The organism is Paenibacillus sp. Leaf72 (assembly GCF_001422685.1).
GTDB lineage: Bacteria > Bacillota > Bacilli > Paenibacillales > Paenibacillaceae > Pristimantibacillus.
In genome coordinates this window covers 252,589-273,808 of sequence record NZ_LMLV01000012.1, presented here as the reverse complement: position 1 = coordinate 273,808, position 21,220 = coordinate 252,589, and the positions used below count along the sequence as shown (strand labels likewise).

17 protein-coding genes are annotated in these 21,220 nt (G+C 50.7%); 7 read left to right on the top strand and 10 right to left on the bottom strand.

Going from position 1 to position 21,220, the window contains the following annotated elements:
• Nucleotides 1-129: 129 nt before the first annotated feature.
• The 4 genes from ASF12_RS15950 to ASF12_RS15935 all read right to left on the bottom strand — a co-directional run bounded on the left by ASF12_RS15950 (nucleotide 130) and on the right by ASF12_RS15935 (nucleotide 2,888).
• Nucleotides 130-750 (bottom strand): flavin reductase family protein, encoded by a 621-nt coding sequence (locus ASF12_RS15950; protein ID WP_056037046.1) that lies wholly within the window; start codon nucleotides 748-750, stop codon nucleotides 130-132.
• Nucleotides 750-1,361 carry an alpha/beta hydrolase gene (locus tag ASF12_RS15945; protein WP_056036490.1) on the bottom strand — a complete coding sequence of 204 codons (612 nt, stop codon included), beginning with the start codon at nucleotides 1,359-1,361 and terminating at the stop codon, nucleotides 750-752. Before ASF12_RS15945 ends, ASF12_RS15950 begins: the two co-directional genes overlap by 1 nt.
• Before the next feature lie 18 nt (nucleotides 1,362-1,379).
• Nucleotides 1,380-2,309 carry a ring-cleaving dioxygenase gene (locus ASF12_RS15940; RefSeq protein ID WP_056036488.1) on the bottom strand — a complete coding sequence of 310 codons (930 nt, stop codon included), beginning with the start codon at nucleotides 2,307-2,309 and terminating at the stop codon, nucleotides 1,380-1,382.
• 102 nt (nucleotides 2,310-2,411) lie between these two features.
• Nucleotides 2,412-2,888, bottom strand: a complete 477-nt coding sequence (locus ASF12_RS15935; RefSeq protein WP_235533183.1) for a MarR family winged helix-turn-helix transcriptional regulator — start codon at nucleotides 2,886-2,888, stop codon at nucleotides 2,412-2,414.
• A 192-nt stretch (nucleotides 2,889-3,080) separates the two neighbouring features.
• Here ASF12_RS15935 and ASF12_RS15930 point away from each other — a divergent pair, with 192 nt between their 5' ends.
• Nucleotides 3,081-4,094, top strand: coding sequence for an LLM class flavin-dependent oxidoreductase (locus tag ASF12_RS15930; protein ID WP_056036486.1), 1,014 nt, complete (start codon nucleotides 3,081-3,083; stop codon nucleotides 4,092-4,094).
• A 201-nt stretch (nucleotides 4,095-4,295) separates the two neighbouring features.
• On the opposite strand, the gene ASF12_RS15925 is transcribed toward ASF12_RS15930, so the two are convergent.
• The 6 genes from ASF12_RS15925 to ASF12_RS15900 all read right to left on the bottom strand — a co-directional run bounded on the left by ASF12_RS15925 (nucleotide 4,296) and on the right by ASF12_RS15900 (nucleotide 12,888).
• Nucleotides 4,296-6,017, bottom strand: coding sequence for a PAS domain S-box protein (locus ASF12_RS15925; RefSeq protein ID WP_056036484.1), 1,722 nt, complete (start codon nucleotides 6,015-6,017; stop codon nucleotides 4,296-4,298).
• Nucleotides 6,018-6,207: 190 nt separating this feature from the next.
• Entirely contained in the window at nucleotides 6,208-7,194 is a 987-nt protein-coding gene (locus ASF12_RS15920) for a methyl-accepting chemotaxis protein (RefSeq protein ID WP_235533182.1), read from the bottom strand.
• A gap of 5 nt (nucleotides 7,195-7,199) precedes the next feature.
• The gene (locus ASF12_RS35680) at nucleotides 7,200-7,586 is read right to left on the bottom strand and encodes a hypothetical protein (RefSeq protein WP_056036480.1); all 387 of its coding nucleotides are present in this window, start codon (nucleotides 7,584-7,586) and stop codon (nucleotides 7,200-7,202) included.
• A gap of 275 nt (nucleotides 7,587-7,861) precedes the next feature.
• Entirely contained in the window at nucleotides 7,862-9,199 is a 1,338-nt protein-coding gene (locus tag ASF12_RS15910; protein ID WP_056036479.1) for an extracellular solute-binding protein, read from the bottom strand.
• A 132-nt stretch (nucleotides 9,200-9,331) separates the two neighbouring features.
• Entirely contained in the window at nucleotides 9,332-10,981 is a 1,650-nt protein-coding gene (locus ASF12_RS15905) for a response regulator (RefSeq protein WP_056036477.1), read from the bottom strand.
• Nucleotides 10,978-12,888, bottom strand: a complete 1,911-nt coding sequence (locus tag ASF12_RS15900) for a sensor histidine kinase (protein ID WP_056036475.1) — start codon at nucleotides 12,886-12,888, stop codon at nucleotides 10,978-10,980. Before ASF12_RS15900 ends, ASF12_RS15905 begins: the two co-directional genes overlap by 4 nt.
• Before the next feature lie 197 nt (nucleotides 12,889-13,085).
• On the opposite strand from ASF12_RS15900, the gene ASF12_RS15895 reads away from it, so the two are divergent.
• The 6 genes from ASF12_RS15895 to ASF12_RS15870 all read left to right on the top strand — a co-directional run bounded on the left by ASF12_RS15895 (nucleotide 13,086) and on the right by ASF12_RS15870 (nucleotide 21,203).
• Nucleotides 13,086-13,976, top strand: coding sequence for a carbohydrate ABC transporter permease (locus ASF12_RS15895; RefSeq protein WP_056036473.1), 891 nt, complete (start codon nucleotides 13,086-13,088; stop codon nucleotides 13,974-13,976).
• A complete protein-coding gene (locus ASF12_RS15890) occupies nucleotides 13,976-14,809 on the top strand; it encodes a carbohydrate ABC transporter permease (RefSeq protein WP_056036472.1) in 834 nt (277 codons plus the stop codon). The genes ASF12_RS15895 and ASF12_RS15890 overlap by 1 nt, the downstream gene beginning before the upstream one ends.
• A 168-nt stretch (nucleotides 14,810-14,977) precedes the next feature.
• Nucleotides 14,978-16,801 (top strand): cache domain-containing sensor histidine kinase, encoded by a 1,824-nt coding sequence (locus ASF12_RS15885; RefSeq protein ID WP_442952532.1) that lies wholly within the window; start codon nucleotides 14,978-14,980, stop codon nucleotides 16,799-16,801.
• A complete protein-coding gene (locus ASF12_RS15880) occupies nucleotides 16,779-18,011 on the top strand; it encodes an AraC family transcriptional regulator (protein ID WP_056036468.1) in 1,233 nt (410 codons plus the stop codon). Before ASF12_RS15885 ends, ASF12_RS15880 begins: the two co-directional genes overlap by 23 nt.
• Nucleotides 18,012-18,330: 319 nt before the next feature.
• A complete protein-coding gene (locus ASF12_RS15875; protein WP_056036466.1) occupies nucleotides 18,331-19,812 on the top strand; it encodes a DUF5605 domain-containing protein in 1,482 nt (493 codons plus the stop codon).
• Nucleotides 19,813-19,913: 101 nt separating this feature from the next.
• Nucleotides 19,914-21,203 (top strand): ABC transporter substrate-binding protein, encoded by a 1,290-nt coding sequence (locus tag ASF12_RS15870; RefSeq protein ID WP_056036464.1) that lies wholly within the window; start codon nucleotides 19,914-19,916, stop codon nucleotides 21,201-21,203.
• Nucleotides 21,204-21,220: the final 17 nt, after the last annotated feature.

Here is a 21,220-nt window from a genome sequence, read left to right as displayed (position 1 = left end):
CGCTCTACACCGATACGGTGTAGTCGAGGGTTCTTTTACTTTGCAGTTTCAAGTGTCAAGCTTGCAGCTCTCATCTGCTGCCATTTTTGGTCAAACAGATACAACGAATATCTGCATATGTGTATTCCATCATGAGGTTGGACGGTCAATGGAAAAACGTGCGCCGAGCCCTGCATAATCGCTGCCTGCAAGTCTGGCAATAGGCGCAAGCTGGTCGGCATCAATATAACCGCGCTCATCGTAAACCGTCTCGTCGAGATGATAAAATACGACCTTGCCGATCAATAAATCGCAGGCAGGCGCATCGTCCGTTCCGCCGAGCGGAATGGCCTTCTCCAAGACGCATTCCATCCGGATTTTCGCTTCAGCTACACCAGGCACGGCAATCCTCACGCTCGGAACCGGCGTAAGCCCTGCTGCTGCAACCTCGCTTTCCTCTGGCGGCAAATTAGCCGCCGTTACATTCAGCTGTTCAATATACGATTGGTCGGCAATATGCACGACGAACGCCCCTGCCTCTATTGCATTGCGGGCAGTATCCTTCTGCTGTCCCCCCTGCTTCCGCTGTACCGAAACCGATAGCAGCGGCGGATTGGACGATACGACATTGAAATAGCTGTATGGCGCAGCATTGAGTACGCCGCCTGAAGACAGCGTCGTCACGAAAGCAATAGGCCGTGGTATAATGCTGCCCGAAAGCAGCTTATAATTGTCACGGGCCGAGCGTTCAGACGGATCAATCGTTACCATCATGGGCAAATGACCTCGGCATACCAAGCTGCGGCTGCTTCGACTTCGCTGCCCGTCAACTGATGGCCGTAGTTTTCCCAATGTACGCTAACCGCAGCTCCCGCGCCGGACAGCATCGCTTGCAGCTCTTCCGTCTCTTGCGGCGGGCACATCTGGTCATTGCGGCCAGCTCCGATGAAGCAGGAAATGCCGGTCATATCGGGAAGCTCTACGCTGCGAAGCGGAACCATCGGATGATGCAAAATCGCTCCGCGGAAAGCATCCTTGTAATGGAACATCAGGCTGCCCGCAATGTTGGCTCCATTGGAGTAGCCGATAGCAACGAGATTTTCACGATCGAAGCCATAGTCGACTGCCGCCTGGTCCAGAAAATCATGGAGCTCCTTCGTGCGGAGCACCAAATCCTCCTCGTCAAAAACTCCTTCGGCCAGTCTGCGGAAATAACGGGACAACCCATTTTCCAGTACATTGCCTCTAATGCTTAGCACCGATGCTGTAGGGTCAATTCGGCCAGCCAGCGGCAGCAAATCGCGCTCCGTTCCTCCGGTACCGTGCAGCAGCACCAAAACTGGCGCTGCTGCGTTCGTGCCTTGCTGATAAATATGTTTCATTGTCCATTCTCCTCTCATTCACGGTACTTGGATAGGCGGAAGCAGCCGCACAATATCCTCGCGATGCTGTTCAAACCATTCTGGCAGCATCAGTTTTTCACCGAGATGTTCCGGCTCCTCGTCACGTGCAAAGCCTGGAGGATCAGTTGCAATCTCGAATAATATGCCGCCTTCTTCGCGGAAATAAATCGCATGGAAATATTGTCTGTCGATTATTGGTGTAGGATGGTAGCCATTAGTCTCCACATGGCTTCTCCACAGCGCATGCTCTACATCGTCTTTCGCACGCCATGCAATATGATGGACCGTACCGGAACCGCCGTGTCCGGGCTCCACACGCTCAATCGGAAGATCAATGATATTGCCGATATCTGCGGATGATCTGAAACGCGCATAACCAGCATCCTCACCGATTTTGCTTAGTCCCATCACCTGTTCCAGCAAACGGAACGTTTTCTCTGGAGCCGAGCTGTACAAAATCGCTCCGCCAAAGCCTTTAATGGCTTTATCTGTCGGCACTCCTGCGTAAGACCAATCGCTTAGCGGGCCTTCCTCCCGGGCTACAAGCTCAAGCTGCAAGCCATCTGGGTCAACGAACTGTACATACGACTCGCCGAACCGCTCCGTTTCGGTGAACGGAACCTCATATTTTGCCAAACGCTCTTTCCAAAAATCAAGCGCCCCCGCAGGAACAACATAAGTGGTTACCCCAACCTGTCCTCCGCCAATCACACCTTTACGACCGTGTGCAAAAGGGAAGAAGGTCATGATCGTGCCTGGGCTGCCGGCTTGATCTCCGAAATACAGATGATACACTTCTGGAGCATCGAAGTTGATTGTTTTTTTCACGAGCCGTTGGGCAAGTACGCCCGCATAGAAAGTAACCGTTGCCTGTGCGTTCGATACGAAAGCTGTAATGTGGTGAATGCCTGCTGTTTGTTGTGTCATTATAAACACTCCTCTATTATATCATGGATTTGAGAATCTTTAAATTAAGATATTGGGGCTGAGTGATAGAAAGAAGTGACGATACAGGATACCAAGCCTCTTCTACTTAAAAGCATCCTGCGCGTGTCTGCCGAGCTTCTTGAGCAGCTCGCTTGCCAGCTTCTGTTCCTCTGTCGTCAAGCCGCTAACCGCTTCTGTAATAATGGTTGCATGTGCCGGGAATACTTCCTCAATAAATTGCGTCCCTTGGCTCGTTATTTCTGCGAAGATGAGCCGGCGATCATCAGCTGAAGCTCTACGCTGCACAAGCTGCTTCTTCTCAAGCTTATCTATGACGTAGGTAATGTTGCCGCTGCTCATCAGCACCTTGCCGCCAATTTGCTGCAAAGGCTGTGGACCTTTGTGATACAGCATTTCCAGTACGCCGAATTCCGTACGATTCAAGCCATGCTTGCGAATGTCCCGGTCGCCGTGGGCGTTAATCCATTGGCTGGCCCGGTTGAGCGCAATGTAGAGCTTCAAAGCACTGTCTTCGGCTTCCTGCTGTGACACTTTCATCTTGCTGGCTGCCTCTTTCATTGCCCTCACCTCCTTGCATTTATTATCTTAAATTTAAGATACTACAATTAAAGATAAATTGCAAGCTTTTGTCGTAACTTTTTTCATCCCCTTTTTCACACCAGCCTGTCTGCTCTATCCTTGGCGTTCATTATGATATAATGGAGAGTATGACCTACAAGTCAATTTACAGTATAGGAGGTTGTTGTTATTATGACCCATTCACATACCGTTCCTCTTTCTATCCTTGATCTCGCTCCCGTTGTTGAAGGCGGCAATGCAACCGACGCTTTCAAAAATACACGCGATCTCGCCCAGCATGCTGAGCGTTGGGGCTATCAGCGCTATTGGCTGGCTGAGCATCACAATATGCAAGGCATTGCCAGCGCTGCTACCTCTGTACTCATCGGCTATGTGGCCGAAGGCACGAGCACGATCCGCGTCGGCTCCGGTGGTATTATGCTGCCCAACCATGCGCCGCTTATGATAGCCGAGCAATTCGGCACACTCGCCTCAATGTATCCGGGACGCATTGATCTTGGACTCGGGCGTGCGCCAGGCTCAGACCAGGCCACTGCCCGCGCGCTGCGCCGTGGACTTAATAGCAATAACGGCCAAGACTTCCCTGAGCTGCTTGGCGAGCTTCGCCATTTTCTAAACCCTTCTATAGAAGAAGGAGTTCCTGCGGTTCGCGCGTTCCCCGGCGAAGGGCTCGATATTCCGATCTGGCTGCTAGGCTCCAGCGGTTTTAGCGCTCAGCTAGCGGGGCAGCTGGGATTGCCGTTTGCTTTCGCCAGCCATTTTGCGCCAGACTATTTAATGCAGGCGTTGCATTTGTACCGCAGCAGCTTCCGCCCTTCGGCGGCGCTGGAGCAGCCTCATGTCATGATTGGCGTAAATATTCTCGCCGCCGATACAGATGAAGAAGCTCGCTTCCTCGCTTCCTCGCAGGAGCAGCAGTTCCTGCACCTCATCCGCGGCCAGACGAGCAAGCTGAAACCGCCCGTTGCGAATATGGATGAGCTGTGGAATGAGCAGGAGAAGGTTGTCGTCCGCAGCAAATTCAGCTTCGGCGCAGCCGGAAGCAAGGAAACGGTTCGCAGTAGAATCGCCGACATTATTGAAAAAACAGGCGCTGATGAGTTGATGATAACTGGCTCTGCTTATGAGCATCAAGCGCGTCTTCGCTCTTTTGAATTAATTGCTGAGATTATGAAAGAGGGTTAAGGCTGATTCGTCTCTATAGCCCGTATTACGTCAAATCAAGAAATCCCCCTGGACGCTTTCGCGTAATCAGGGGGATTTCTTCTATATATAGGCTAAGACGAAACCATTCATCAGCAAAAAAACGTTAGTGTGGGAAAATATCCTAATCCACCCAAACGATTGGCTGCTTATCATGAGATTGTACGCTGCTTGGCGGGGCCGCTAGAATACGACCCGGAATGTCGTCCCCTCCTCGCTTGATTCAATCTCGATATCGGCGCCATGATGCTCCGCAATGCTGCGGCACACCGCAAGTCCAAGCCCGGTTCCCGTTTCTTTCGTCGTATAAAAGGGAGTGAAAATCGCTTCAATATGCTCCTTCGGGATGCCATGGCCTTGATCGGCCACTTCCAGTATAACGCTGCCTTGATTCATTCTCGTCCGAATGGTAAGCTCGCCGCCGCTTTCCATCGCCTCTATCGCATTACGCGTCAAATTCAGCAGCAGCTGGCGAATTTCCTTTTCTTCCACGTTAACCGGAGACGTAGCATGCAGATCAAGCACAATTAAAATGTTGGAGTAGGCCGCATCCGCTTCCAGCAGCGGCAGTATATTCGAAACGAGAACATCCAGCTGCTTCTGTTCTTTTTGCACAAAACGGGTATTCGCCAGCGATAAATATTCTGAAATAATGCCGTTAGCGCGATCGAGCTCGCTAATCATTAAATTCAACGTATCGCGGTAAGAGGCGAGCGTCGTATTTTTCTGCATCAGCTGTAAAAATCCTTTAATCGTCGTCATCGGGTTGCGTACCTCATGGGCAATGCTTGCCGCCATAGAGCTCAGCAAATTCAGCTTGTCCATGAGTAGAAGATGCTTTTTGGCTTTGCGCAGCTCCGTAATATCGATAGCAAAGGCGAGAAAATAACGCTTATCCTTCAGCTCCAGCACCTCGCCCGATATAACGCCATAGCCCGTATCTCCAGACTGCCGCAGGAAGGGAAGCTCAATATTCTCTAATAACCCCTGAGCTGGAATCGCTTGCATAATACTGCTTACAAAATGGGAATAATGCCCCCGCCGAATCGTCTGCGAGAACTTCTGATTCATCTCTATAATCGTCGCTGTTTCCAAATCTATTAGAAAGTTCATTGTTGCATTCGTGTGAAAGGCACTCGTAAATTTTAGGTTCGAAAGCTCCAGATGCTCCTGCGCCCGGCGGTATTCCGTCACATTGCGCCAGCTGCAGGCGAAGCCATCCCCCATTTTATAATAGAGCACATCATAGCTTTCCTCATCCGTCAGCCACTTATTGTATACCCGCTCCTGCCTTAAAACGGGTTTGCCGCTGCTCGTCACCTGCTTCAGAACCGCCCTGATCTCTTCTGTAAAATCAGGAAAAAGCTGCGACCACAGCCGGCCCACAGCTTCATCTTTCGAATAATTCATCATGCGGCAAAAGGTATCATTCATGTACTCCGACCGATAATCAATAATATCGCCGTATTCATCCCGGATTGTCTTGTAATAGCTGAAGCCATCCAGCAAATTGTCGAGGCAGGAACGATACCAAAGCTCCTGTGCCGCCAGATGCTGCTCGAAGCTTTTCTGATGATGCACATCGCGACCTATGACATAAAAATACATATTGATTTGATCCAGCGAGACATTCCATTGCAGCCATTTATAAGAGCCGTCTGCGCAGCGGAATCGATTCAAGTATCCGCTCAGCTCTCTACCCTGTATTAATTGTGGGACCAAAGCATCCATTGAAGCTATATCGTCGGGATGCATATACGAATAAAAATCTTTCATACTATTCAATAAGACAGGATAGCCCAGCATCTTCTGCAAGCCACTGTTATAGTGCACAACGCGGCCGTTGCAGTCCATGACCACAAGCATGTCAAAAGATAGCTCAAATAAATTTTTGAAGTGATCCACCGCCGCAATCTCCTTTTCGCAACAAACTGTTTTCCTGCCTGGCAGGCAACTAGCGCACACGCTTCAACCCGATATTTATCGATTATTGTTATATTATAGCTTATTTTCACGCTCTATGAGTTCCTTTATTTAGGCGAACTAAACACCCCTGTTCTACTAATAGAACAGGGGTGTTTAGGGTGCTGTATCGTTATTCTACTTTAAATTCGCCAGCTGCTTGCGCCAGCTCATTGCTCAAGCTTTCGATCGTTTCAACCATCTCTGCAAGGTTCTGTACCATTGCCGATTGCTCCTGTACCGTTGCTGTTACTTCCTCCACGGAAGCGGATACCTGCTCAATAATTTCGCGAATATTATCGGTAATGTAGCCAAAGGTCTGCTGCGTCTGCTGCACACTGCTGTTGTGCTGCTCCGAGATGGACTCTATCGCCTTCACGCTGCGATCGCTTCGCTCTACGTATTCAATCGTCTGAGCGACGATTTTATTAATATCTTGGGATTGCAGCGAAGTCTGCTCCGCCAGCTTGCGAATTTCCGAGGCGACGACTGCAAAGCCGCGGCCCTGCTCTCCAGCTCTTGCTGCTTCAATCGAGGCATTTAATGCAAGCAGCTGCGTCTGAGCCGCAATATCGGAAATTGCTCCAGTAATTTGGCGGATGCCCGATGAGCTTTCCGCTAGCTGCGCGGTGACCTCGGAAATGTTGCGCACCTCCGACTCGCTGCGATGATTGATTTCCACAAAAGCCTCGATAACCTCATAGTTGGCTTTGAATACCTGCGCAACGGAGTCTGCCTTCGTTCTAATTTCCTGCGACTTGCTGCTTACGTCAGCAATTTTGTCGCCGACCTCCAGAAACTTGTCTACAATCGATTCCGTATCATTGGCCTGCAATTCCATCGCCTTGGCAATTTCCTGCGTCGTTGTGGAAGTTTCAGCGATTGAAAGATTCGTTTTCTTCGACGTTTCATCCAGCTCTGACATGCTGGTCTTCAGTACGGCAATCGAGCTATTTATGCTCGTGATCAGCTGTTTATTGCGCAAGGCCATGACGTCGAAGCTGTCCGCCAGCACCTTGAATTCACCGCTGTATTTCCCTGTAGCTGTTACCGTCAAATCGCCCGTAGCCATCGTTTTGAACAGCCTCGTCAGACGGCCGATTGGCCGCGTAACGAGCATGGAAATCAAGATGCCTGCCGCGATTGAACCATGACGAGTAACGTTTCTGCACCCTGCATCCCCGTGATGCTCGTTGTTAATTGCTCATTAACGCTATTCATCCATTCATTGTCAGCTGAGAAAAACTGTTCCTCTGTCATGGAATGGCCATTATGCAAATTAACGACATCTAAAATCGTTTTTTGGACTGAGAGCAAGTATACCGACTGCTGAGCCAACTCCATATTTGAATACAGCTCTTCTCCAATTCGATCCGAGGTCGAACGGATTTCATGCTTGCTGTTTTCCAAAGTCATAATTGCAGCAATGCGATAGCATAATATACATGTGCCCGCGAGTACAATGCTGACTAGTAAACAGATCATGACGGGAAGCTTAATTCGAAAAGACATTTTTTTAAAAAATTTCTTTGGATTGGCTCGATTTATCTCGTCATACCCCTCTTACTTTTAAAGTTAACCTATATTACTTGTTATATCGGTTAACGGAATCAAGTTTATAAGTAGCAAGTATATAGGTTTTGCAAATTTTATTGTAGAATAGTTCTGGGATATTTACCCTTAATTGAGAATATCGAACATGGAAAAACAAGGCACAAGGACTTTTCTCGTCCCCATGCCTTGTTTATCAACTGCTGCTAGGCAGCATCTTTAGAGCTTTTCCCCTTCTACATTGAGGAGCCGAATTGAATCCACGCTTGCTGGATTTCGGTAATCGTCTGCTCCTTCGTTTTCCCGCCACTAATGTAGCTCTGCATCAGCTCGCCAAATTTTTGATGGAATGTGTCGAGGGAATAGTTGACCGAAAGGTCACCTGATTTCTCCGTCTTTAAAATCTCTTCCATCTGCTTCGGCATATCCAGATCCGGCAGCGCTGCATCTTTAATCGGCGGAATGACCTTCGCGACTTCCGAGAACCATTTTTTACCGTAGTCGGACGTGTACAGCCAGTTGAAAAATTCAATGGTTTCTGCCGCAACAGCGGAATCCTTGTTAATGCGCAGCGCTTGGTCTGCTCCCGTTACAAGCAGCGCTTGCTCCGGCTTATCGCTTACCGGGTAGCCTGCAATGCCAATCTCGATGTCAGGCGTAATTTTCTTGATCGCTTCCTCGTCCCATGCGCCCTTGCCGGTCATGAAGGCCGCTTTGCCTGAAGCAAAGTCACTTACTTCGGCGTTGCTGTCACGCTCCAGCGGCTTGTCTGTTCCATGCTTCACAGTCAGATCGATGAAATTAAAGAAATTGTCGCTGAGCACGGGATGGTCTTTAAATGTCGTTTCACCCGCGATGAACTGGTCAACCAGCGCTTTCGGCGTTGTGCCTGCATCTTCCGCCGCAGCGTTGACGAAGTTTTGGAAAATATGCTTCCATACCCACCACTCTTTGTAGGCATTGGCAAATGGCGTGATGCCCTTCGCTTCCAGCTTGGCAATTGTATCCTCAAGCTCCGCAGTCGTCTTCGGAGCGGCAGCAATGCCGGCATCCGCCAAAAGCTTTTTATTATAAATCATCATCATTAAGTTGCCCTTGACCGGAAGCCCAAGCACCTTGCCATCGCTCGACGTCATATTCACACGGACCGCATCCATCATGGCTGCCGCAAGCGGCTCATTCGTCAAATCAGCGCTGTATTCGGCAAAGGTGTCAATGTCGCCGCCCGCCGTCGTCTGGAATACATCCGGCGTGCTGCCGGCAGCGATTTTCGACTTCAGCACCGTATTGTAGTCGGCTTGCATAATTTCCAGATTGATTGTGACGTTCGGCTTCACTTTTTTGTATTCGGCAATGTAAGCATTAAACGCATCGGTATATTCGGGAGAAGCGGTGAACATGTTGATCGTAACCGGTTTAGCCTCATTCGCAGCGCCGCCAGCATCAGCTGTGCTGCTCGCTTCTGGCGTAGTGCTGTTAGTGCTGGTAGTGCTGCCATTGCCGCTGCCGCAAGCAGCCAGCATGACCGAAGCCAGAACGATACTGGTGGACATGGACATGATTTTTTTGAACATGGTAGGGCCCCCATTTCTTTTCGCTTGGAATACAAGTCTTCGCTGCTTATTCTAAAGAAAAGGATAGGAGATAAAAATGCAGATAAGTGGTGTATTAAGGGTAAAAAAGTGGTGTATGACGATGGGGCTCCCCTAACCACTCCCCTTGCTGCTTCGATATTCGGAAGGCGACAGGCTGTAATAATTGCGGAACGCCTTGCTGAAATAGTTTTTGTCCTTGTAGCCTAGCAGCTCGGAAATATCTTGAATTTTGAGCGCCGAATCGTCCAGCAGCTCCCGCGCTTTATCCATCCGCACCTTCTGTACATATTCATGAATGCCGCAGCCAAACTGCTGCTTGAACAGCTTCATCAAATACTCGCGGCTAAGAAAATATTTATCGGTATACAGCGAGATTTTAATATCCTCAAAATAATAACGGTCGATATGGGCTTTAATATCGGCAATATCGAACGGCTTCTGCACAGCCTGCGCTGCCCGCAGCTGCTCATGGTAAAAGCCCAGCAGCCGCTGAAGCAGGGCGGCGAACTGCTCGAAAGTGGCAAAATCGAGCGAAAGCCCCCAGCTGCGCAAGCTTTCCTCGCTGCCGGCCGGCAGCCGCTCCTGCGGAACGCCAAGCTCAAGCGCAAGGTCGCCGAGCAGCACGATGCCCTCGCGAATGATGCGATCGGCCTCGCCCAAGCTCAGCCTGTCCGCCTCCTGCCAGCTGCGGGCCAGCTCGCTGATGATGCTGCTCGCCTGCTGGAGGTTGTCGCCCGCCAGCGCCTGGCGAATGGCCGCCATCCGCCCAGGCAGCGACAGCCCTTCCTTCTGCTGCCTCTTCTCTGCGGCTGCGGCGGCTCTAACGGCTGCTGCTCCATTCAAACGCAGCAGGTCCATCTCGCCCAGCGCTGAGCGCGCTTCTTCGAAGGAGGCGGCCATGTCCAGCGCCGCCTTCACCGGGCCGCCGATGCCTGCGGCGACCCTAATGCCGAATAGCCGCTGAAGCGTAGCGGCTATGGCATTCACCTGATGCAGCGCCCGATAGGCTGCATCGGCAGCGCCCCCGCCATTCATCGTCAGAATGGCGAACAGCTCGCGCTCCTGCTTCGGATTTGCGAAGCTGAACGCTTGGAAGTGCGCGCCCGCCACCTCATTGACGACGTTGCTGGCGGCGAAATGCAGCAGCTCCGTATCGCCGTGGAAGCGGCTGCGCCTGATCTGGTCCAGATTGAGAATGCGCAGCAGCACAACGACGAAGCGATTGGACTTGTCGTCGGCGCCAATCAGCGGCAGAAACGCTTCATTCGCCTGCTGCTTAAAGCTGCGTTCGAGAATGGACAAATACATCTTCTCCTTAAGCCCGGGCAGCGAAAGGTTGAGGGTAATATTTTGCGCAATAAAATCGCTCTCCTGCCTGCGCTTCGCCTCCAGCACGTCCATCGCCTTGCGCAGCGCCTGATTCAGCTCGATTCGATTGACAGGCTTAAGCAAATAATCGACGACTTTGGAGCGAATCGCCTGCCGCGTATATTCAAAGTCATTGTAGCCGCTGACGACAATGGTCAGCAGCCCGGGATACTGCTGCTGGACAGTTTGCAGCAGCTCAGTCCCGTTTAGGCCAGGCATTTTCATATCGACGATAGCGAGATCTACCTTCTGCTCCGCTAGCATGCGAAGTCCGCTTAACCCATCTGCCGCCTCCAGCACCTGCCCTACGCCAAGTCCCTCCCAGTCGCCAAGCAGCCGAATGGCCTCGCGCAGCGGCTCTTCATCGTCAATGATCAGCACCGTATGCTTCATGAACCGTTTCCTCCTCGGCGGGGCAGCCGCATCGCCAGCTCCGTCCCCGCATGATCGCTCTTGATAAGCAGCTGCGCCTCTTCTCCGTACAACAGCTTCAGCCTCGTGTACAGGTTGACGAGCCCAATGTTGTCGCTTTCCCGCTGGCCCCATTCGCGCCGCAGCGAAGCCTCCACCTGCCCAAGCCTTTCTTGCGTAAAGCCCGGCCCGTCATCCTGCACCGAGATTAGCGCTGTTCCATCCTCCTGCAGGCATGCCTTAATGCCGATGGTGACGGTGCTCGTCACCTTCTCCAGTCCATGCTTAATCGCATTCTCAACCAGCGTCTGCACCGACAGCTTCGGAATCTCAAGCTCCATTAGCGCTTCCTCCCACTCATAGACGACCTGCAATCTGGCGCCGAACCGCGCCGTTTGCAGCGCCATATAACGCTCGATATGCTTCAGCTCCTCGCGCGCAAACACAATATCCTTCCCGCTGATGCAATAGCGGAACGTCAGCGCCAGCGCATCGATCATATCCGCGACGTCGTACGTTTGATGCTTGAGCGCTTTCGTGGAAATCGCTTGCAGCGCATTGTACAGAAAATGCGGATTGATCTCCGCCTCCAGCGCCTTTAAAATCGCATGATTTTCCGCCAGCTTCATTTTGTAGCGCTCATTAATCAGCTCATTTGTCCGCCTGACCATCAAATTGAAATGACGCGATAAATAAGCAATTTCGTCGCGGCCCTTCACCTCCGCCTCCGCATCAAAGCTGCCTGCGCTGAACCGGCTCATTTGGCGGGACAGCTTCTTGAGCGGCTTCGTGATCGCACTCGACATCAAGCTGACGAGAATGACGGCGAGCAGCAAGAACAGCACGCCGATAGCATAGTTCAGATTGCGCGTCTTCGTCGCGGCCTCGTAAATTTGCGAATAAGGAATCGGCTTAATCAGCTTCCAGCCGCTTTTCTCCGCCACATTGTAAATAATTAAATATTTCTGCTCCCCCTGCACCCAAGTAAACGGCCCACTGGAGGCCCCAGCCTGCTCCGCCTGCTTGTTTTGTCCAGCTTGTCCGGATGGTCCAGCCAGCCCTGCTCCTCCGCCCAGCTTTTGCAGCACGCCCGCGCCTTGAAGCTCGGTGTAGAACGCTTCATCATCCAGCTCGAACGGCTCATTGTCCGGGCTGACATACAGCAAATGCTGGCCTTCGCTAAACGGAATATCCTTCACAATCTCGTCCTTGACTGAAGCGTTGTAATAAAAAGAGAGCATCGCCTGCGGCTTGCGCGTCTTAATTGAACGCAGCACCCGGTGGTACGCCATAAAACTGGCCCGCTGGATTTCAGCCGAATAACCGGAATCTGCCTCCACATCAGGTCCCGACAGCGATTGATAAGCTTGATTGCTCGGGTCTGCCATCGCCTTGGCGTACCAGGGCTGCTCTGCAATGATGGTGTTCGTCCCCGTCCGCACCGTTATATTGTAATTTTCTCTCGTAATCGCATAATACTTCTGCTTCTCAACGACATACAAGTAGATAGCCTCCAAGTCGCTGCGGGAATAAAACAAATTGCGCAAATAATTTTCAACATACATCTTGGAAGAATAGTCCTCCGATTCATGCATAATGGCATAGGTAATTTCATCGTATCCGATCTGCGGCAAGGATATTTGCTCGATGCCCTTCAAATAATCCTCCAAATTGCGGCCAACAAGCAGCAAGTTGTTCGTCGTACTATCAATGCTGTTGCCGACCGACTCCTTCTCAAGCATCTGGTAGGAGATAAAGTTCAGCGAAGCCACAACGAGCACAATGACGCCCGTAAACAGCAAAATCAGCTTATTGACCAGCCTCCGGGCAACCAGCTCCCGCCAAAACGAAAGCAGCTCCCACACCTTGCCCGCAATCGCTTTCATCATCGTTTCACGCTCCGCATACAGTTCACCTTTTTACCCCTAACTGTTTTCTATAATCCATTTTGACGGGCAACCGTCTGCTCTATAATACACATTAAAGCTAAATTGGAAAATGCTTTTTCCAGCGTAAGCGGCTCGCGCCATTCTCTGGCTGCAAAGCTCGCGGGCGTGGATACAATAGACGAATTGGGGTGCATCATATGTTCAAAGCATTAGGTAAAAAATGGGGCGGGAAGCTGGAATTCACCTTGTTCAGCCTGCCTGTTCTGATTTGTATTGCCGTTGCCTTTTATATTCCATTTGCCATGACCATCCGTTATTCCTTGACCAAATGGAACGGCATTTCCAAGCACCCGAAATTTATTGGGCTCGATAATTTCAAGCAGATTTTTATGAATGATGCGAATTTCACCAGCTCGGCATGGTTTACGATCAAATACGCGGTGCTGTACATCGTGCTAGTCAATGTGCTGGCGATAGGGCTTGCGGTTCTGCTCGATATGAAGCTGCGCACGACGACTTGGCTGCGGGCTGCCTTCTTTATTCCGTACATTTTGAGCCTCGTCATCGTCGGCTTTATCTGGAAGTTTATTTTCATGCAGGGCTTTGAATCGCTGGGCGAAAGTACGGGCTGGGCAATTTTCGACTTAAGCTGGCTTGGCACGCCCGGGCTTGCCTTTGTTTCGATTTTGCTCGTATCGATCTGGCAATCGATTGGCTTCTACCTCGTTATCTATATCGCGGGACTGCAATCGGTACCGGGAGATTTGAAGGAGGCGGCAACGGTAGACGGCGCGGGGCCGTTGCGCACCTTTTTCAACATTACGCTGCCCCTGCTTGCCCCATCGATTACGATTGCCGTCTTTATGGCACTGACGAATTCGATTAAAGTGTTTGATGTGATTTTGTCGCTGACCGGAGGCGGGCCGGGCGGCTCGACCTACAGCATCGCCTATGACATTTACCGCGATACGTTCCAGAACAATCTGTATGGCTACGGTACGGCGAAAGCGCTCATTTTGTTCGTTGCCGTGCTGTTCATTACGATCATTCAATTAACGCTGTTCAAGCGCCGGGAGGTTGAGGCCTAATGAGAAAAAATCGCCCAGTCGGACGCTACGCGCTGGAAGCCGTCATGCTTTTGTTCTCGCTGCTGTTTCTATACCCGCTGTTTCTGGCTATTAACAACTCGTTCAAAAGCTTTGGAGAAGTGATGAGCGATGTGATCGCGCTGCCTGAGAAAATAATTTTTGAAAACTACGCTTATGTGTGGCAGTTTATCAATTATCCGAAGCTGTTCATGAATAATCTGGTCATTACGGTCGTCGGCCTCGCGGGCATTATTCTCGTCTCATCTATCGCTGCCTATAAGCTGGCGCGTACAAAAACGCGGATGAGCGGCCTGATCTATCTGCTCTGCATTATGCCGATGCTCATACCGTTCCAGTCGATTATGCTGACGGTGCTCCAGTTCGCCAAACAGCTGCATTTGTCGGAGAGCACCTGGGGACTTGGCGTGCTGTATTGGGGCTTTGGCGCTCCGCTTGCCGTCTTTATTTATCACGGCTTCGTGAAAGGCATCCCGCAGGAAATCGACGAAAGCGCGACGATGGATGGCGCATCTGGCTTTCGGCTGTTTTTCCTCGTTATTTTTCCGCTGCTGCAATCGGTCACGACCACTATCATTATTATCGATGTGATGTGGATCTGGAATGACTTCCTGCTGCCGCTGCTCATGGTGAACGGCTCGCCGGATACGAAGACGCTGACGCTTGCCGCGTATACATTCGTCGGCCAATATACATCCGACTGGCAATATGCAATGACGGCCATGGTCATGGCGGTGCTGCCTTCGATTATCGTATTTATCTTCCTGCAAAAATACATCGTCAAAGGCGTCGTTGCCGGAGCGGTGAAAGGCTAGAATAAGCATAGGGAGAAAGCCTGTCCTTTACGGAGGATGGGCTTTTTCCTTATTTTTCTGTTTAGTGATTTAGTTTTGTCTTCCGGAAGCAATCATGTTAAAATGCTTGAACACTGCGCGGAATGAAAGCGCTATAATCGGCAACTACTCCCTAGCATTCAGGAAAGGGTGGGCAAATTGGGACGCTGGAGAAACGCACGCTATCAGACAAAGCTGCTCATTTTATTTTTTCTGCTCAGCAGTATTCCCGCTTTCATTATAGGAGCTATCGGCTCGACGAAGTCATCGGGTACATTGGAAGCGCAGACGACGCAGGACTTGAAGGTCATTTTGGCACAGTTCAATGCTTCGATCGAACGGCAAATTAGCGACTTTGACCGCTTTAGCATGCTGCCTTATTTTATGCCGGAGGTGTTTTCCTTTCTGAACAAGCCTGCACTCTCGCCTGAACGGTGGGGGACCGAAGAAATTAACGCCCAAAAAACGATGGCCCGGCTCATGAGCGCCTATCCATCCATTAATTCGTCCATTAAAGGGCTCATGGTTTATGGCATGAACGGGTCGATTAATGGTTATCGGCTAGATGGGGACAGCACCATTAATGGGAATTATGACGCCAAGGACGAGGATTGGTATCAAGAGGTAATGGCGGGCAAGGGCCATTTTTCCGTGACGGGCATTCAGAACATTCAGCAGTTCAAAACCAATTCCTTTGACGCTATTATTGGTGCCCGGCTATTGATGGACGAGGACTATAAGCCGCTGGCCGTCACGACGATGTTTATCTCCCCGCGCTTTATTTCGAATCTTGTCGATTCGCTCGAGCTGCCAAATGCGCAGGTCATCGTCGTCGACCGGGACGGCCATTTGATTTATGCCTCGAATGCAGCGCTGGCAGCTGAACTCCAGAAACACGCAAGCCAGAATTTACCGCATGACGAGTGGGAAGTTGCCATTGAAGAACAGGCCGGAAGCAAAACCTTTAGCGGTGTTTCCTTGAAAAGCGATTATCTGGAGTGGCAAATTTACATGGGCGTAGATAAGGACGCTATACTGCAAAGCAGCCGTTCCATTCAGAGCTTTACGATCGTGATTATTATTTGCGTTGCTGTGCTGGCGGCCGTTGCCTCCCTCTTAATCGCGCGCGGATTTTCCCAGCCCATCTCCAGACTTATACGCTCGATGCGCAAAGTAGAAAAAGGGCAGTTTTTCACGCCCGAGGCGCATGGCCGCGCCGACGAAATCGGCCAGCTGGAAAGCAGCTACGGCCGAATGGTCATTCGACTGCAAGAGCTCATTCAATCGATCGAAGAGAAGGAGCGGCAAAAACGGCATGCCGAGCTTTACGCGCTGCGGGCCCGTATTCAACCCCATTTTTTATACAATACGCTCAATTCTATTCGCATGCTGGCTGTGCTCCAGCAAGCTGGGCAAATCGCCAAGCTGATTCAATCGCTGAATAAGCTGCTCCATGCGAATATGAAGCTCGACAGCGAGCTCGTTACGTTTGAGGAAGAAATTCGGCTGCTGCGCGACTATGCGACGTTAATGGATTTACGCTATACGAATGTATTTGATATGGAGTGGCATATTCCGCCCGAGCTGAATCAAGCGTCCATACCGCCCATGCTGCTGCAGCCGCTGCTGGAAAATGCGATTTTTCACGGGGCCAAGGGGCTGGAAAGAAAGCTGCATATTACGCTGGAAGCCCGGCTCGAAGGGAAGGATAACCGTCTGCTGGTCATTGAGCTGCGGGATGATGGAAGCGGCTTCGACCAGCAAGCCTTGGAGCTGCTGAAGCGGCCGCAAAGCGATACCGGCACCCAAAATATTGGACTGCGCAATGTGCAGGACCGCATCCGGCTGCGTTTTGGCGAGGAATACGGCTTATCCTTTGAGCGTTCAGCGACACATACGATCGTGACGGTTAGAATGCCTTATAAGGTATTAGAGAAGGAGGAGAATGCGGATGTGGAATCTGCTCGTCGTTGAAGATGAATCGATTGCAAGACTAGGACTGCGCCATATGGTAGATTGGGAAAAATACGGCGTTCATTGGAAAGCCGAAGCCTCAAATGGGGAAGAAGCGCTGCTTGCTATGGACACCCAGCAGCCTATCCATATTATCCTTACGGATATCCGAATGCCCGGCATGGACGGGCTCGCTTTTGCCAAGAAGGCGCTGGAGCGCTATCCGGGCGTACAAATCATTTTCATCAGCAGCTATGATAATTTCACCTATGCCAAAGAGGCGATTCGCCTCGGTGCCGTCAACTATTTGCACAAGCCCACGATGGATGAAGAGGAAATTGGCGCTTCCCTGCTTAAAGCTGCGGCGAAGCTTGCGCTCACTTCCGCTCCCCAGCCCTCCTATACAGAGGAGGAGAAAAATCAATATCTGCTGTCGCTGCTCGATGAGCATACGTTTCCTGAGCAGCCGCTGCTGGCAGAGCTGGAGCAGTCTGCTTTTGAGACAGGCTTTCGGCTAACCGTCTTCCGTAAACGTGATGATGCCGCACCTATGCAGGATGCCCGGCATTTGCGCTTCCGTTCCCTCCAGCATCTCATTGCCGAATTTGTTACGAAGGAATGGGGCGGGCTTGTCTTTCATCGCAATTACCGCGAAGTGATCTGGCTTTGTCCGCAATATGCGGGCTCAACCGATGCTGCCCAGGCTCGGGGGCATGGTGAACACGGCGATACTGGCAAAGAGGGCATAAAAAGCCCCGCCGAATTAAATAAGCTGCTCGATATGGTACGGCAGAAAACGCTGGAGCTGCTGAACGTTGCCATTATCTGCTCGGTCAGCTCGAGCTACAGCTCCCTTCAAGAGCTGCCAAAAGCATATATGGAAACGCTGCTGCAGCTGCCTTTAAACGAACAAAGCGATAATTTTATCGTTCGAAAGTCGAAGGCTTTTATCGACCAGCATTTGCTGGAGGACTTATCACTCGTAAAAGTAGCGGCTTCTATCCATGTCAGCCCAAGCTATTTAAGCCGCATTTTTCAAAAGGAGATTGGGGAAAGCTTCAGCGAATATGTCATTCGCCACAAAATCGAGCATGCGCAGCAGCTTCTGCGCACGACAAATTGCAAAGTTTATGAAATATCCGCTGCTATCGGTTATATGAACCCGCATTATTTTAGCAAGCTGTTCAAAGAGCGCACCGGCGTTTCTCCATTAGAATATCGCAATCAATAAGCTTTTTCTAAAGCCTTCTGCCTTCTGCCTTCTGCTTTTCGCCTCCTGACTCTTCCCTCCAAGAGAAGAACACAGGGGGCTTTTTTGCCTTGCATTCGGCTCTCCGTTTGTCCCTATTGCAGCATATGGGCATAAAAGCATAGGAAAAAGCATCGTTCGTCTACTTACAGATACGTATTGGCAAGCTTAGCACATGCAAAGAGTCATATTAATGCACAAAAGGATACTTGGGACAGCTACGAATGGGGGACAGCATCCTATAAAATGAAGCCATTCACCAAATACCATGTACTTTTATGATCAGAGAAGGAGGAACAGCATGACTCGCATATGGTCAGAGCCTTTCGAGGCTGAGCAGTGGAATCGTTTTGAGCTTCGCATAGAAGGGCCGCAGGAAGGAAATCCCTATAAGGAAGTTGTACTCGGCGCCGAATTTCAATTCGGGCATCGGAGCATTAAGGTTGACGGCTTCTATGATGGCGATGGACAATACGTCATTCGCTTCATGCCGGATTGCACGGGCACATGGTCCTTCACTACGAGCAGCAGCACGGCGCAGTTGGATGGCCTGCAAGGAACGCTCATCTGCATCGCCCCCACGTCGGCCGAAAATCATGGACCTGTGAAGGTTGATCAAATTTTTCATTTCAGCTATGCCGATGGAACACCCTTCTATCCGGTTGGAACAACGGCTTATGTCTGGAACCATCAGGGGGAGCAGCTTGAACAGCAAACGCTGCGCTCGCTGAGCAAAGCACCGTTCAACAAAATTAGAATGTGCGTGTTTCCCAAGCATTATGATTATAACGCCGCCGAGCCGGAACATTTTGCTTTCGCAGGCTCCTTGCAGCAAGGCTTTAATTGGGAGGCGTTCAATCCTGATTTTTGGCGCCGCCTGGAATCGCAGCTGGAGCAATTGCAGCTTCTCGGCATTGAAGCAGATCTGATTTTATTCCATCCCTATGACCGCTGGGGCTTCTCGCGCATGACTGCTGAATCGGACGATTATTATTTGCGGTACGCGCTGGCAAGGCTGGCCTCCTTCCGAAACCTATGGTGGTCGCTTGCCAATGAATATGATCTGATGTTCGAGAAGAAGATGACGGACTGGGATCGGTTTTTCCGCATCATTCAGGAGCATGACCCTTACCAGCATCTTCGCTCCATTCATAATTGGCATAATCCCGAGATCCATTATAGAAGCAATCTGCATTGGTATGATCATGGTAAGCCTTGGGTGACACATGCCAGCATCCAGCATGCTGACTTGAATTTCGTAACAGAATGGCGCGAGCTTTACCGCAAGCCGATCGTCGTAGATGAATGCCGCTATGAAGGCAACCTGAATCATGGCTGGGGCAATCTTACCACAGAGCGAATGGTAGAATGCTTCTGGGAAGGGATGGCCCAAGGCGGCTATGTCACGCATGGAGAGACGTATGTACACCCCGACGATATCATTTGGTGGTCGCACGGAGGCGAGCTGCATGGCAGCAGCGCGGAGCGGATTGCGTTTCTGCGCAGCATCATGGAAGAAGGGCCAAGACTCGATACGAGCGCCATTAATTTCAAATGGGATGGTTCTGCCGGAGGCGTGGAGGGCGAATATTATTTGATTTATTTTGGCGCCAGCCGCCCTGCCTTCCGCAGCCTATCGCTTCCGGAAGGCGCAGCATTCCGCATCGATTTAATTGATACTTGGGCGATGTCGATATCGCCGCTAGATGGAGAATTTACAGGAGAATGCAAAGTCCCGCTTCCAGGCATTCCTTATCAAGCGCTGCGGATCAGCAAAATTTAAGCTTAGCAGCTATTTTGATGGGCCAAAATTTGACTAACCACTGTTTGAATGAACATTAGTTGATTGATAATTATTTGATTGACCACTAGAGGGGGATTCTCATGACAAAAAGATGGCAAGCCTTTGTTGGCTTATTGATAATCGCACTTATTGCTGCCGGCTGCTCATCCAGCAGCGGCACAAATTCAGAGGCTGGCAGTACGAGCGGTACAAGCAGTACAGGCAGCACAAAGAAAACCGTCGTTTCCGTGTGGGCTTTGCAGGAGCATACATGGATTGACGGAGCTGCTGCTGACTTTAATGCAGCTAACCCCGATATTCAAATCGAGGTTAGCAAATATGCCGTTGATCCGATGAAAGAAGCGTTAAAGGTAGCCGCAAATTCAGGAACGCTGCCTAATATGTGGTCTACATGGGGCGGTTCCCTAGGTTCCTTTTATGCCGATAATGGGCTTACAGCTGATCTGACCCAGATTGCCAAGGATCATAATTGGCCTTCGCTTTACAATCAAGCGGCCATTGATATGGGAACCTACAACGGGAAAGTATCCGGCATACCCTATCACTTAAACGCCGTCGATACGTGGTACTCCAAAATAGCCTATGACAAGCTCAAGCTTACCGCTCCTACTTCCTTTGAAGAGTTTGAAGCACAGCTGCAGGCGATGAAGGATGGCGGTATTACACCGCTATCGCTCGGCGGCAAAAACGGCTGGCACGTCATGCGTCTGACGGAGCAGCTGCTGGAGCATTTCGCAGGACCCGAGCTGCATGACAAGCTGAACAGCCTGACTGCCTCGTGGAACGACCCAGCCGTTGTTCAAACGTTCGCAAAGCTTAAGGAATACAACGATAAAGGCTATTTCCCTAAAGGTTATGTCGCCCTTGATCCGACAGAGGCCGTCAATCTCTTCTATCCGGGAACGTCGGGATTAGATATTGATGGAACATGGCTGGATGGCAATATTGCAGCAGCCGGATTTAATGTCAATGATTTTGGCGTATTCAAGTTCCCGACCGGCCGTTCATCCGTATTTGCCGAAATGTTCCAAGTAAGCGCCGATCTTGATCAAGCAACGCTTGAGGCTACCATTAAAGTAGGGGAATATTTGACTAGCGCTGAAGTGGTCAATAAATATATCGATTCTTACGGCACCCCTGCTGCTCTTAATGTCACTTATTCGGAAAACACGCCCCACCTGAAGCCGCTGCTCGATATGGCGACGAAAGGCAGCTTCCTCATTACCGACCAAGCGCTACCGCAGGAAGTGGTACAGAAGCTGTTTGAGGCGCAGGATAAGGTCGCTCTAAAAGAATGGACGCCTGAGCAGGCTGCGGAAGGAATGGAGAAGGCCGCTGCTGACTATAAGGCTAAAAATAAAACAAGCTAAGAAGCATCCATGAAGCG